We start from the raw sequence: 13,583 nt of genomic DNA, 5'->3' as shown, positions 1-13,583 counted from the left end.
CCGCGTCCCCCTCACGAGGTCAACGGATGAAGGATCCCCACAGCACCAGGGACATCGGTCCACGGGTCGGCACGCCGCTCTGGCTGTACATGGTGAGCGCCGTCGTCGCCGGCGCGGGCGTGCTCGTCATCTCCGGACTCGGCCTCGGACTCGACCAGATCAACGGCCTGGTCGGTGAACCGCTCGTGTGGGTCCTGCTCTGCATGATCATCCTCGGCGAGCTCAGACCCGTGGCCGTGCGCGGCCAGGCCATGGACGGGGGGTCGCCCACCTCCCTGCCGTTCACCCTGGCCATCGTCATCTACTACGGGCTGCCCGTGGCCGCCCTCCTGCAGGCCGTGGCCGCCGTCGTCGCCGGGTTCGCCCGCGGACACGCGGCCCACCGCAACGCCTTCAACGCCGCGCAGTACACGCTCTCCCTCGGCGTCGCCGACGCCGTCCTGCGCCTCCTCCAGCCCGTCGTCGCCCGGGTCGACGCCATCCCGACCGGCGGCGAGCTGGTCGTCGTCGCGCTCGCGGGCACCGCCTACCTCGTCGTCAATCGCATCCTGGTGATGTGCGCCGTCGCCATGCACGAACGCGTCCCCCTCCAACAGGTCCTGTTCAAGGACCTGGGCCAGCAGCTGCACATCAACGCCGTCCTCATCAGCCTCGCCCCGCTCGTGGTCGTGGCCATGACCTACTCCGTGCTCTACGTGCCGCTGTTCGCCTTCCCCCTGAGCGCCCTGCACGCCAGCGCCCTGATGCTGGTCCGGCGCGACCACCAGGCCAACCACGACGAACTGACCGGGCTGGCCAACCGCACCCTGATGACGCGGCGCGCCCAGGAGGAGATCTCCCACGCCCGCCAGCGCGGCGGCCGGGTCGGCCTGCTCCTGCTCGACCTCGACCGCTTCAAGGAGGTCAACGACACGCTCGGGCACGCCACCGGCGACCGCCTCCTGGAGACCGCGGCCGGGCGGCTCGTGCACAGCGTCCGCCCCGGCGACCTCGTGGCCCGGCTCGGCGGCGACGAGTTCGCGGTCCTGCTGCCCCAGGTGCGCGACACCGACGCCGCCGCGGAGGTCGCCGCCCGGCTGCGCGGCGCCCTCGGTGAGCCCGTGCGCCTCAACGGCGTGGACCTCGACCTGGAGGCGAGCATCGGGATCGCGCTCTACCCGGACGACGCCACCGAGTTCGAGCCCCTCATGCAGCGCGCGGACGTCGCCATGTACGTCGCCAAGGCCGGCCGCACGGGTGTGGAGTCCTACGACCCCGGCAAGGACCGCAACTCCACCGCCCGCCTCAGCCTGTTCAGCGAACTGCGCCGGGGACTGAGCGAGGGCGCACTGGAGATGTACTACCAGCCCAAGGTCCGCCTGTCCGACGGCCGCGCCATCGGTCTGGAGGCCCTCGCCCGCTGGCGCCACCCCACGCGCGGACTGCTCTCCCCCGGCGACTTCATGCCGATCGTGGAGGAGTCCCACCTCACCCGCGCCTTCACCAGCCAGGTCCTGGACGCCACCCTGGCCCGCACCGCCCAGTGGCGTGCCGACGGCTTCCGCCTGCCGGTCTCGGTGAACCTCGGCGTGCGCGAACTCCTGGACCCGGCCCTGCCCGCCACCGTCGCCGCGGCGCTGCGCGAGCACGACGTGCCCGCGGCCCAGCTCGTCCTGGAGATCGGCGAGCACGCGCTCATCGTCGACACCGACGCGGCCACCGCGGCCGTGCACCGGCTCCGCGACCTGGGGGTCGGGCTCGCGCTCGACGACTTCGGCACCGGTCACTTCACCCTCGCCCAGCTCGCCGGGCTGCCCCTGGACGAGGTCAAGATCCACGAGTCCTTCACCGCCCACCTCACCGGCGGCTCCGACCAGGGGCACACGGTCGTCCGCGCCGCCATCACGCTGGTCCGGGCGCTGGGCATGCGCGCCACCGCGGAGGGGGTCCAGACCGCGGCGCTGGCCGAGGCCGCCCGCGAGACCGGCTGCCACGCCGCCCAGGGCCACCACTTCGCCCGCCCGCTGCCGTCCGGCGAGGTCCAGGAGTGGCTCGCCGCCCACGACGGCGGAGCCGTCGCCGACACCACCGCCTGAACCGGGAGCCCGCCGCGCCCGCGCCGGGGCAGGCGGACGGAATCAGGCCACCGCCTCGGCGTCGGCGTCCGTGCACGCGCACCGGCACCGGACACCGTGTCGGCGCCATAGGATTGGGTCGGTACACCCGTCCGTCGAAGAAACGGTTCTCCACTGATGACCGCCATCACCCGCGATGAGGTCGCACACCTCGCCCGGTTGTCGCGGCTGGCGCTCGACGAGAGCGAGCTCGACACGCTCGCCGCCCAGCTCGGTGACATCCTCACCGCCGTGGCCAAGGTGCAGGAGGTCGCCAAGGGCGACATCCCGCCGAGCTCGCACGCCCTGCCGCTGACCAACGTCTACCGACCCGACGAGGCCCGGCCCTGCCTCACCCCGGAGCAGGCCCTGGCCGGTGCCCCGGCGGTGGAGGAGCAGCGCTTCCGGGTTCCGCGGATCCTCGGGGAGGAAGAGTAGATGAGCGACGTCATCAGCCTGACCGCCGCCGACCTCGGCGCGGCCATCGGCGCGGGCGAGGTCTCCTCCGAGGAGGCCACCACGGCCTACCTGGACCGGGTCTCGTCCGTGGACGGCGAGATCGGCGCCTTCCTGCACGTGGACCGCGACGTCGCGCTGGCCCAGGCCCGCGCCGTCGACGCCCGCCGCGCCGCCGGTGAGGAGCTGGGGCCGCTCGCGGGCGTCCCCGTCGCCCACAAGGACGTGTTCAGCACCACGGACATGCCCACGACCGCGGCCTCGAAGATCCTGGAGGGCTGGCGCCCGCCCTACGACGCCACCGTCACCGCGCGGCTGCGCGAGGCGGGCCTGGTCATCCTGGGCAAGACCAACATGGACGAGTTCGCCATGGGCTCCTCCACGGAGAACTCCGCCTACCAGGTCACCCGCAACCCGTGGGACACCGACCGCATCCCGGGTGGCTCCTCCGGCGGCTCCTCCGCCGCCGTGGCCGCCTTCGAGGTGCCGCTGGCCACCGGGACCGACACCGGCGGGTCCATCCGCCAGCCGGCCGCCGTGTGCGGCCTGGTCGGTGCCAAGCCCACCTACGGCGGTTCGTCCCGCTACGGGGTGATCGCGTTCGCGTCCTCGCTGGACACCCCCGGCCCGTTCGCGCGCAACGTGCTCGACGCCGCCCTGCTCCACGAGGCCTTCTCCGGCCACGACCCCCGCGACTCCACCTCCATCGACGCCCCGGTCCCGCCGGTCGTCGACGCGGCCCGCCTCGGCGACGTCGAGGGCCTGCGCGTCGGCGTGGTCAAGGAGCTGGACAGCGACGGCTTCCAGCCGGGCGTGCGGCAGCGCTTCCACGAGACCCTGGAACTCCTGGAGTCCCTGGGCGCCAAGATCGTGGAGCTGTCCTGCCCGAGCTTCGACGCCGCCCTGTCGGCCTACTACCTCATCGCCCCCAGCGAGTGCTCCTCCAACCTGGCGCGCTTCGACGCCATGCGGTACGGGCTGCGGGTGGGCGACGACGGCACGCGCAGCGCCGAGGAGGTCATGTCGCTGACCCGGGCCGAGGGCTTCGGTGCCGAGGTCAAGCGCCGCATCATCCTGGGCACCTACGCCCTGTCGAGCGGCTACTACGACGCCTACTACGGCAGCGCCCAGCAGGTGCGCACGCTGATCAAGCGCGACTTCGACGCCGCGTTCGAGAACGTGGACGTGCTGGTCTCGCCGACCACGCCGACCACCGCGTTCCCGATCGGGGAGCGGTCGGAGGACCCGATGGCCATGTACCTGGCCGACCTGTGCACGATCCCGTCCAACCTGGCCGGGAACGCGTCGCTGTCGGTCCCGTGCGGCCTGGCGCCCGAGGACGGCCTGCCCGTCGGCTTCCAGATCATGGCGCCGCCGCTGGCCGACGACCGCACCTACCGGGTGGCGGCGGCCGTGGAGCGGACCCTGAGCGAGCGGGACGGCGCACTCCTGTCGCGCAGCCCCTACGCCGTGCAGGGCTGACCCCGACCCGCTGAGCGCCCGCCGCGCTCGCGCCCGTGCCCGCCGCGTCCCGACGCGGCGGGCACGCGTGTTTCCGGGGTCGGTGCGCCCGGTGCACCCGGGGCACGCGGGCCGGGGGCGACCACGGGCCCCGCGAGCCCGCGGTGGTGGTCCCGGGCGCCGGGGCCACCTGGCCGCGTCATGCCCGGTCGCGTGGGCGGGCGACGCTGGGAAACGCCCGCCCGGGGCGGGTCGCCGCCGTGACCAGCGGGGACAGCGGGCTGCTGGGACAACACCCGCCCGGGGCGGGTCACCGCCTCGACCACGTGGGCGGACCAACCCCTGGGCCCCGCCCGCCTGGTCGAACCCGCCGGTGCGTGCCCGGAACGACGAAGGGCCCGTCCGTGCGATCTCTCGCACGGACGGGCCCTCACACGTCACCGGGGGTCCGGGGACGGAAGGGGACTAGCCCTCCACGTCGGACGTGTTGGCGGCCTTGCGGCGGCGGCTCAGGTAGATCGCACCGGCACCGGCACCCAGGGCGGCCACACCGGCCGCGACCAGACCGGCCAGCGCGCCACCGGTCACCGGCAGGCTGGGCGTGTTGTTGTCGTCGGCGGGCGCGGACGGCTCCTCGGAGGGCTGCTCCGACGGCTGCTCGCTGGGCTCCTCAGAGGGCTCCTCGGAAGGCTCCTCCGACGGCTCCTCGCTGGGCTCCTCAGAGGGCTCCTCCGACGGCTCCTCGCCGAGCACCCAGTTCGCGGTGGCGGAGGCCGAGACCTCGGTCTCGCCGCCCTCCGCGGTGATGAGGGTCTGGGTCGGGGAGCTCTCCTCGTCGCCCAGGAACAGGCGGCCGACCTCCACCGTGGCGGTGGTCGACAGGCTGAAGGAGGCGCTGCCGTCCGCGGTGCCCTCCGGCACGTCGAAGCCGACGGTGTCGCCGTCGTTGACCGTGGAGACGGGCTCGCCGGTCTCGATGTCCACGAGCTCGACACCGTCCGGGACGTTCTCGCCCAGGGTGACGGGGATGTCGGAGGCGCTGGAGGCGATCTCGAACTCGCCGACCGTACCGCCCGGCTCGCCGTCGGCGGTCTCCGGAGTGATGCTCAGCGAGGCGTCGGGCTCCGCGGTCTGCGGCAGGTCCTCGGCAGCGCCGATGAGGTACTCGTAGACCTCCTTGACGCCCCTGCCGCCCTTGCCGGTCATCTCGGCACCGTTGCTGAAGTGCCAGATGGCGGCCTGGGTGGCGCCCAGGGCCTCATCGTCGCCGAAGCGGTGGTCGTCCACACCGGCGGCCGCGGCGAGCTCGGCGGCGGTGATCTCCGGGTAGCTGTTCTGCAGGATCCAGTGGACCTTGGCGGGCTCGGCGAAGTCGCCGCGGCCGGGGTAGTTCTCCCAGGCGGACTCGTCGTACCCGGCGCCGCTGCGGATACCGGTCTCGAGGTCGATGCAGTAGGCGGTGAGGACGGTGCCGTCCTCCAGCTCCAGGTTGAACAGGTTGGTGCCGACGGTGGCGCCGTCCATGCGGACGGAGACGCCGGTCTCGGCGTTGCCCGTGTACACGCCGTGGGCGGCGTCGGCGGAGGCGGGAGCGGCGAGGCCGAACGCCAGCAGACCGGCGGTGGCGGCGGCGAGGCCCGCGTGCCCGGCGGAACGGGTGAGGGAGATCTTCGTCAAGTTGTGTCCCGGTGTCGTCTAGGGGTAACCGGTGGAAAACGCCAGTTCAGGTAGAACGGGCGGCAGGGATTTCCTCGGTGCCGTCACGAACGGCGGCATGAATCCTGATCCGGCCGTCTTGGGCGGTCACCACGACCGGGTCCTGGGGGACATCGATGCGAGGCACCCGTGGGGGAGGCACGTCATCCGGTGTGGTTCGCCAACGCGGGAGCGGACCGCGCTCGTCGTGAAGGTCGCCCGCCCGATACTAGCGACCACATTGGCCACTTCCAACCCGGTTGTCGGAAAATGTGATGCGAAACGGGCATGGATAAATCGTGGCGAATCCGGACCGCATTGCGCGCCCGGCAAACCGGTCGAGTCCCTTCGCAGGTGGCAGGGGGTCAGCGTCAGTCGCGTCGGCGGCGACCGAGCACCAGGATGAGCAGGCCGGACACGACCAGCGCCCCCGCGATGACCAACAGGGCCGACAACCAGGTCCCCGTGATGGCCAGGTCGTCGTCGGCAATTCGGTCATCGGTCGCGGACGGGCTCTCCGGCGGTTCTGGCTGCTCCACCCGGGCGCTCTCGGCAGCGGGTGCCTCCGCCGCGGGCGCCTCCTCCTCCACGTCCGGGGCCTCGCTCTCGGCCGCGTCGTCGGCCCCGGGCCCGGGCTCGGGGGTGGTGCTCCCGCGCCACGTCAGCGTCGCCGTGGCGGAACTGCTCATGGTGCCGGGCTCCGCCGTCACCAGCGGCTGGGTGCTGGCGCCGTCCCGGCCGGCGAACAGCCGGCCCTCGGGCAGCGGCAGGTCGCTGCCGTGCACGTGCACGGTGGCCACGCCCGCCCGGACCGCGGGGTCCACGTCGAGGTAGAGCCGGTCGCCGTCCCCCGCTCGGGAGACCTGTTGTCCGTCACCGTCCACCAGCCACGACGCGGGAGCACCGTGGACCGACAGGCGCAGGCTGCCCGATCCGGCGCTGCCCACCGTGAGCGGGCCGAGCGGGGCCTCGGGGTCGACCGCCTCCAGCTGTGTCGGCGCGACCTCCAGGGACAGCTCGGCGGCGGTGTCCACCGCCCGGGCACTGCCCCGCACGAGGAGGTCGTGCACGGCGACCACCGCGGAGTCGTTGGCGTCGCGGTCCAGTTCGGTCCCGTCGAGGACGTGCCACAGCGCCGCCTGCGTGCCGGCGATCGCCTGGGCCTCGTCCACGTGCAGCTCGTCGGCGTCCAGCGCCAGCGAGGTCAGCGCCACGCCGGGGTAGGAGTGGGCGACGATCCAGCTCGCGCGGTCGGCCGGGTCGGTCGCCTCGGGCACCTGCTCCCAGCCCTCGCGGTCCGACCAGTCCGACTCCACGTAGGCGGTGCGCGGGCGGACCTCCTCGTCCACGCGCGTCGCGTAGGCCCGGACGGAGTCGCGCTCGCCCACGCGCAGGCTGAACAGCGCGGTGGGGGCGGACCGTCCGTCGTCGAGGACGAGGTCCGCGCCGACGGCGGGATCGCGGTCGACGCGGGAGAAGTCGTCCGCGGTGGCCGCGGGTGTGCCGGCCAGGGCGCCGAACAGTCCGGCGGAAGCCAGCAGAACGGCGCACCGTAGCGGGATGCCCCTCATGTTCTGCTCCCGGGCGACGGGCGGCGGGCCGCTGTGGGGCCGGCCGGCGGGGTGGTCAAGGTGGAAACTCAGAATAACCGCGCGACACACTGGGTGACGGTGCAACCGTGCCACAGTGGCCCAATCGTGCGCTGTCCGTGACATCTCCCAGCGGCGTCCTCGCCCTCGGGCGTCACGAAGCGTGCGCGGCTCCCCTGGTCGGAGGGGCCGCGCGCCCGCCCCCGGGGGCCGGGCCGGTCCGCGCGGGACGGGTCGGCCACTCCCGCGCGCTCGGTAGGCTGGACCCGAAGGTATGTCCTCTACGGAAACGGGTTCGCGGCGATGGCCCACGCGGTAACTCCAAGCCCTGCCACTGACAGTGGTCCCACCCCGGTGGACTACGAGACGGCGCTGGCCACCTATGAGCCCGTGCTCGGGCTGGAGACCCACATCGAACTGGGCACCGCCTCGAAGATGTTCTGCTCGTGCCCCACCGGGTTCGGCGCCGAGCCGAACACCCAGGTCTGCCCGGTCTGCCTGGCGCTGCCCGGCTCGCTGCCGGTCGTCAACGCCAAGGCGGTCGAGGGGGCCGTCCGGCTGGGCCTGGCGCTGAACTGCTCCATCGCGCCGTGGGGCCGTTTCGCCCGGAAGAACTACTTCTACCCGGACATGCCGAAGAACTACCAGATCTCGCAGTACGACGAGCCGATCTGCGTGGACGGCCACCTCGACGTCACCGTCGACACCCCCGACGGCCCGCGCGAGTTCCGCGTGGACATCGAGCGCGTCCACATGGAGGAGGACACCGGCAAGTCCACCCACGTGGGCGGGTCCACCGGCCGGATCCACGGCGCCTCGCACTCCATCGTCGACTACAACCGCGCAGGCATCCCGCTGCTGGAGATCGTGACCAGGCCGATCACCGGTACCGGCGAGCTGGCCCCCCTCGTGGCGCGCGCCTACGCCGCCGAGCTGCGCGACCTCGTCCGCTCGCTGGGCATCTCCGACGTGCGCATGGAGGAGGGCTCCATGCGCTGCGACGTCAACGTCTCCCTCAACGAGCGCGGCGCCGACGAGTGGGGCACCCGCAGCGAGACCAAGAACGTGAACTCCCTGCGCTCGGTGGAGCGCGCGGTGCGCTCCGAGATCGAGCGCCAGGCCGGTGTCCTGGACGCCGGGCAGCGCGTGGTCCAGGAGACCCGCCACTTCCAGGAGAACACCGGACGCAGCATCTCCGGCCGCAGCAAGGAGGAGGCGCAGGACTACCGGTACTTCCCGGACCCCGACCTCGTCCCGGTCGCGCCCACCGAGGAGTGGATCGAGGAGCTGCGCGCCGGCCTGCCCGAGCTGCCCGCGGCCAAGCGCGCGCGGGTCCGCGCCGAGTGGGACCTGAGCGACACCGAGCTGCGCGACCTCGTCAACGCCGACGCCATCGAACTGGTCGAGGCCACGGTCCTGGCCGGGGCGCCCTCCGGGGAGGCGCGCAAGCTGTGGCTCAACGAGCTCTCCCGCCGCGCCACGGAGCAGGAGGTGGAGCTGTCCGCCCTGCCCGTCACCCCCGCCCAGGTGGCGCGGATCATCGCCCTGGTCGCCGAGGGCACGCTCACCAACAAGCTCGCCCGCCAGGTGGTCGAGGGCGTCCTCGCCGGTGAGGGAGAGCCCGACGCCGTGGTCGAGGCCCGCGGCCTGAAGGTCGTCAGCGACGACTCCGCGCTCGGCGCGGCGGTCGACGAGGCCATCGCGGCCAACCCCGACGCGGCCGACAAGGTGCGCGGGGGCAAGGTCGCCGCGGCCGGCGCCCTGGTGGGCGCGGTCATGAAGGCCACCCGCGGCCAGGCCGACGCCGGCCGCGCGCGTGAGCTGATCCTGGAGAAGCTCGGCGCGAGCTGACCGGTTCCGCCCCGCCGCGGCGTGGGGCGGATCTCACCACCGATCGACCGGGCGCCCGCGGGGTGGGGCTAGTGTCGGGGCGTGTCACGGACCGGAGGGGGCCCGTGACACGCGCCGGGAGTACGGCCACACTCCGGTCACCTCGGGTGACCATTCCGTCGCCATGTCTCGGCCGGTCCTCAATCGTCGTGTGACCTGCCTTGCGTAGTGTGGCGGCACCACGGGGGCGCGTGCGGCCGTTCGGGGCGTACGCGACCCGGCTCCTTCCGGTCCGGAGGACGAGCGGGACACCGGGCGGCGGACCACGGCGCCGGACGCAGCGACGCGTCCGGTACCGGTCGACGCCGGGTGGTTCCCCATGTCCACGTCAGAGAGCGCGGCCGTCGAGCCGCGGCAGACCCACTGGGAGGTCGGTGATGGGGATCAGGGCACGCCGCCTGTGGACCGCAGCCCTGGGCGCGCTGTTCCTGCTCTACGTCGCCGGGACGTTCGTTCCGACGGCGCGGTCCACGGTCACGGCGGTCATGGCCGAGTGGCCGACGTCCCTCGCGGCCGGTCTGGCCGGGGCCTCGCTGCTGTTCGCGTCGCGCCGGTGGGCGGCCACCGGCGCCGACCACGACGCCCAGGCGGACGGCGCCGACGGGCCCGCCGCCCTGCGCAACCTGGGACTGGCGTCCCTGGCCTGGGCCGCGGGCGGAGTCACCCACGGGATCACCCGCCTCTTCGGCTCCAGCTCCGTGCTCTCCCTGACACTGGGCGACCTGTTCGCGCTGGCCGCCCTGCCGCTCTTCGTGGTGGGCTTCACGCGGTTCGCCCCCTGGCCGGGCGGTCTGCGCACCGCCCTGCGCCACATCACCGACAGTTACGTGTGCGCCGCCGCCATCTTCTCCGTCGTGTGGCTGCTGCTGTTCGCCCCGCAGTACCGCGAACTGGGGGAGGGCGCCGGGGTGCTGGGCTTCGCCCTGGTCTACCCGGTGGCCGACATCGTGGTGCTGTGCCTGCTGATCCCGCTGGTCTTCATGTCGCCGCACAGCACGCGGCGCGCGGTGCTCCTGGCGATCTCGGCGCTCATCGTCATCGCCGGCGCCGACCTGATCGGCGCGGTCGGCCGGCTGACCGGCCCGCCCGTGGCCGGGGGGATCGAGTACCCGGTGAAGTTCCTCGGCTTCGCCCTGCTGGGCGCGCTGCCGTGGCTGGTGGAGCACCGGCCGGGGTCGGTCCCGCGCCGGATCACCGGCCGCGGGCTGTACCGGTTCGCCCCCGAGCTGGCCGCCGTCGGCGCGCTGGCCCTGGCGTCGGTCGTGCTCACCGTGGCGGCGCTGCGCCTGCCGGGGGTGGCCCCGGTGCTGCCGCTGGCCGCGGGTACGGCGGTGCTGGTGCTGCTGCTGCGGGTGATGGGCATGCTGGAGGAGAACGCGACCCTGGCGCGGATGGTCCTCAACCGCGAGGGGCACTTCCACGAACTGGCCCGCAACAGCGGCGACGTGATCCTCATCCTGGACCGGGACGGCGGGGTGTACTACGTCAGCCCGGGGACGGCCGAGGCGTTCGGGTACCGGCTCGACGACGTGCTGGCCGCACCGGTGACGGCGCTCATCCACCCCGAGGACCTCGCGCGCACCAAGGCCGTCGAGGACCTGTTCGGCGACCGGTCCGGCCAGGGGGTGCACCTGCGCCTGCGGGTCCGCGCCGCCGACGGCACCTGGCGGCACACCGAGTCCACGGTGTCGCTGTACGAGCAGCCGGGGGAGCCCGACCGCCTCCTGGTGACGACCCGGGACATCAGCGCCCAGGTGGCCCTCCAGGACGAGGTCGAGCACCTGACCTTCCACGACGGCGTCACCGGCCTGCCCAACCGCGCGTACCTGGAGGAGCGGGCCAGCGACGTCCTGGCCCACCGGGCGATCAGCGACGACCCCGACACCGACATCGCGTGCGTCTTCCTGGACCTGGACGGGTTCACCGCGGTCAACGACTCCGCCGGGCACGTGCGCGGCGACCACCTGCTCGGGCAGGCCGCCCGCAGGCTGCGCGGCGAGCTGGACTCGTCGGCGACGCTGGCCCGGTGGGGCGGCGACGAGTTCGCCGTCCTGGTGGAGGGCGTCACGCGCGCCCAGCGCGTGGTGGACCTGGCCGAGCGGCTGGGGCGGGTGATCGCCTCGGAGCCCTTCCAGGTGGCCGACCGGGACATCCTGCTGACCGCGAGCATCGGGGTGGCCTTCGCCGAGCCCGCCTCCGACAGCGGTGAGCTGCTGCGCAACGCCGACGTGGCCATGACGCGCGCCAAGGAGCGAGGTGCCGGGCACGTGGAGGTGTACGCCGCCCACATGCACGACACGGTGGTGTCGCGGCTGGAGCTGCAGATCCGGCTGCGCCAGGCGCTGGCGGCCGGGGAGTTCTTCCTGGAGTACCAGCCGATCGTCGACCTGGACAGCTCCCAGGTGACCGCGGTGGAGGCGCTGGTGCGCTGGGACCGCGACGGCGAGGTCGTGGGACCGGACGACTTCATCGGGGCGGCCGAGGAGTCCGGGCTGATCGTGCCCCTGGGGGAGTGGATCCTTCGCGAGGCGTGCCAGAAGGTCGCCGTGTGGCGGGTCTCGGACTGGGACATCGGCCTGTCGGTGAACCTGTCCGTCAAGCAGGTGCTCTCCGACCGCTTCGTGTCGACCGTCGAGAGGGTGCTCTCGGAGTCGGGCCTGCCCGCGGAGGTGCTGACGCTGGAGGTCGACGAGGAGGTCCTGCTGGACGACGTCGGCGAGGCCGTCCTGCGCCTGGGCGAGCTGCGCGCGCTGGGCGTCCTGCTGGCCATCGACGACTACGGCATGGGCTACGCGTCCCTGGCCCACCTGCGCGAGCTGAGCGTGGACGCGATCAAGATCGACCCGCTGTTCACGGCCGACCTGGGCCGCGACGACACCGTCACCCTGCTCACGCACACGATCATCCAGCTCGGCCGCGACCTGGGCGTCCAGGTGGTGGCCGAGGGGATCGAGCGCTCCGAGCAGCTGGAGCAGCTGCGCACGATGGGCTGCGACCGCGGCCAGGGCTTCCTGGTGGCCCGCCCGATGCCCGCCTCGGGCGTGGAGTCCCTCGTCGGCGGTGAAAGCGGCGTCAACCTGTAGCCCGGGCACTCGGAGCGAGCACATCGCACATATCCGGACGTTACGTCATTCGCCCGTGCGGGAGCCGACACGCTCACTACGTTCGCGGTATGCCCACATACGAACACGAGTTCCCCTTGGACCTCATCCGGAATGATCCGGGCTTCGCCGCTGAACTCCTGTACGAGGTCAGCGGGAAGCCGCTGCCCGAGTACACCCGCGCACGCTGCGATGCGGCCGAGGCCACGAGCACGGCCCTCCCGTATTTGAACTCGGACAACGTCGTAGTGTGCGAACGCCCGCCGCTGCCCCATGAAGGTGACGGTCCGGTGTCCGTGCTCGCGATCATCACCGAGCCGCAGCGCAAGTGGGATCCCCACAAGCCCTACTCTTGGCCCGCCTATGTCGCGAACATCCGCCACCGCCTCAGGTGCCCGATCGCCTTGCTCGTGCTGACGCCGACCTCGGCCCTGGCCCAGCGTTACGACGAGCCCATCGACCTGGGCTGCGGTGAAATCCGGCCGACCGTGCTGGCACTCGACACGTTGAAGCCCATCACTGATCGTGAGGTGGCCGCTGAGCACCCGGTGTTGACGGCTCTGGCGATCGCCGCCAATCCAACGGAGGACCGGGCCGCTCTAGAGGCCTTGTCCGTGGCTCTGAATAGCCTCGATACGTCGACATCCTCGCTGTACTCTGACTACGTGCTCGCGGCGCTGTCCACCGCGGCCCTGGGATCTCTGGAGGAGATCGTGAAGTTGCGCGACTACGAGTTCAAGACCGAGCTGATCGGCCGTCCCTTCCGCGAGGGTGAGACCAAAGGCCTCGGCGAAGCGATCGTGGAGGTTCTGGAGGGCCGTGACCTCGAGGTCAGTGACGAGGTGCGTCAGCGGATCGGCGCCATGGCCGACCGAGAGACGCTGCGTGCCTGGGTGCGCCGGGCATTGAAGGTGGAACGGGCCGAGGACCTGTTCCGCTGAAGGGGGCGCGGGGCTGTCCACCGACCGGACTGCGGTACGTGCCCTGCGTTACACGCGAGACGGTGACGTGGGCGCGTTCGTCGTGGTCAGGGCGTCGGTGTGTCGCTGGATGAGGCCGCATGCTGACATATTTGTCTCACATGGCGAGACAAAACGGCGTTCTGGTTGACGGGCGACCACTCCTTCGGCCACTGTTGTCAACGTGCAGAGCAACTCCCTGATTCTCGTACTTGGTCGGCGCGCAGCCCACTGAGTTTCTTCTGCTGCGCGCCACCCCTCAACCGCCATCGGGCGGTGGGGGTTTTTTTATTGCCGCACCAGGCCATGAGTCAGACCCACCAAGCCAGAGCCGCTGTA

8 protein-coding genes are annotated in these 13,583 nt (G+C 72.5%); 6 read left to right on the top strand and 2 right to left on the bottom strand.

What is annotated here, in order from left to right:
• Positions 1–26 precede the first annotated feature (26 nt).
• From ADL05_RS07300 to gatA, 3 genes are all read left to right on the top strand, one after another.
• On the top strand, positions 27–2,075 hold the full coding sequence (locus ADL05_RS07300) for a bifunctional diguanylate cyclase/phosphodiesterase (protein ID WP_053616099.1): 2,049 nt from the start codon (positions 27–29) through the stop codon (positions 2,073–2,075).
• 156 nt (positions 2,076–2,231) lie between these two features.
• A complete protein-coding gene (gatC, locus tag ADL05_RS07295) occupies positions 2,232–2,531 on the top strand; it encodes an Asp-tRNA(Asn)/Glu-tRNA(Gln) amidotransferase subunit GatC (protein ID WP_053616098.1) in 300 nt (99 codons plus the stop codon).
• The gene (gene gatA, locus ADL05_RS07290) at positions 2,532–4,031 is read left to right on the top strand and encodes an Asp-tRNA(Asn)/Glu-tRNA(Gln) amidotransferase subunit GatA (RefSeq protein ID WP_053616097.1); all 1,500 of its coding nucleotides are present in this window, start codon (positions 2,532–2,534) and stop codon (positions 4,029–4,031) included.
• Positions 4,032–4,475: 444 nt separating this feature from the next.
• Here gatA and ADL05_RS07285 read toward each other — a convergent pair whose 3' ends face one another.
• Both ADL05_RS07285 and ADL05_RS07280 read right to left on the bottom strand, forming a co-directional pair.
• Positions 4,476–5,687, bottom strand: coding sequence for a thioester domain-containing protein (locus ADL05_RS07285; protein ID WP_053616096.1), 1,212 nt, complete (start codon positions 5,685–5,687; stop codon positions 4,476–4,478).
• Positions 5,688–6,076: 389 nt separating this feature from the next.
• Positions 6,077–7,276: a thioester domain-containing protein gene (locus ADL05_RS07280; RefSeq protein WP_053616095.1), complete on the bottom strand. Its 1,200-nt coding sequence runs from the start codon at positions 7,274–7,276 to the stop codon at positions 6,077–6,079.
• 372 nt (positions 7,277–7,648) lie between these two features.
• Between ADL05_RS07280 and gatB the strand changes: the two genes are divergently transcribed.
• The 3 genes from gatB (at position 7,649) to ADL05_RS07265 (ending at position 13,226) form a co-directional block, all read left to right on the top strand.
• Positions 7,649–9,145, top strand: a complete 1,497-nt coding sequence (gene gatB / locus ADL05_RS07275) for an Asp-tRNA(Asn)/Glu-tRNA(Gln) amidotransferase subunit GatB (protein ID WP_053616094.1) — start codon at positions 7,649–7,651, stop codon at positions 9,143–9,145.
• Between the two features lie 416 nt (positions 9,146–9,561).
• A complete protein-coding gene (locus ADL05_RS07270; protein WP_053616093.1) occupies positions 9,562–12,267 on the top strand; it encodes a bifunctional diguanylate cyclase/phosphodiesterase in 2,706 nt (901 codons plus the stop codon).
• Between the two features lie 89 nt (positions 12,268–12,356).
• Positions 12,357–13,226: a hypothetical protein gene (locus ADL05_RS07265; RefSeq protein ID WP_053616092.1), complete on the top strand. Its 870-nt coding sequence runs from the start codon at positions 12,357–12,359 to the stop codon at positions 13,224–13,226.
• The last annotated feature ends 357 nt before the right edge of the window (positions 13,227–13,583 follow it).

This window comes from Nocardiopsis sp. NRRL B-16309, from assembly GCF_001279585.1.
Classification (GTDB): domain Bacteria; phylum Actinomycetota; class Actinomycetes; order Streptosporangiales; family Streptosporangiaceae; genus Nocardiopsis.
The sequence above is the reverse complement of the archived record's forward strand: the minus strand, read 5'-3'. Positions and strand labels throughout refer to the sequence as shown.

Bases quoted from the DNA above. Each gene is read 5' to 3' on its own strand.
- ADL05_RS07300 (WP_053616099.1), top strand. From the start codon at position 27: ATGAAGGATCCCCACAGCACCAGGGACATCGGTCCACGGGTCGGCACG.
- gatC (WP_053616098.1), top strand. From the start codon at position 2,232: ATGACCGCCATCACCCGCGATGAGGTCGCACACCTCGCCCGGTTGTCG.
- gatA (WP_053616097.1), top strand. From the start codon at position 2,532: ATGAGCGACGTCATCAGCCTGACCGCCGCCGACCTCGGCGCGGCCATC.
- ADL05_RS07280 (WP_053616095.1), bottom strand. From the start codon at position 7,276: ATGAGGGGCATCCCGCTACGGTGCGCCGTTCTGCTGGCTTCCGCCGGA.
- ADL05_RS07270 (WP_053616093.1), top strand. From the start codon at position 9,562: ATGGGGATCAGGGCACGCCGCCTGTGGACCGCAGCCCTGGGCGCGCTG.
- ADL05_RS07265 (WP_053616092.1), top strand. From the start codon at position 12,357: ATGCCCACATACGAACACGAGTTCCCCTTGGACCTCATCCGGAATGAT.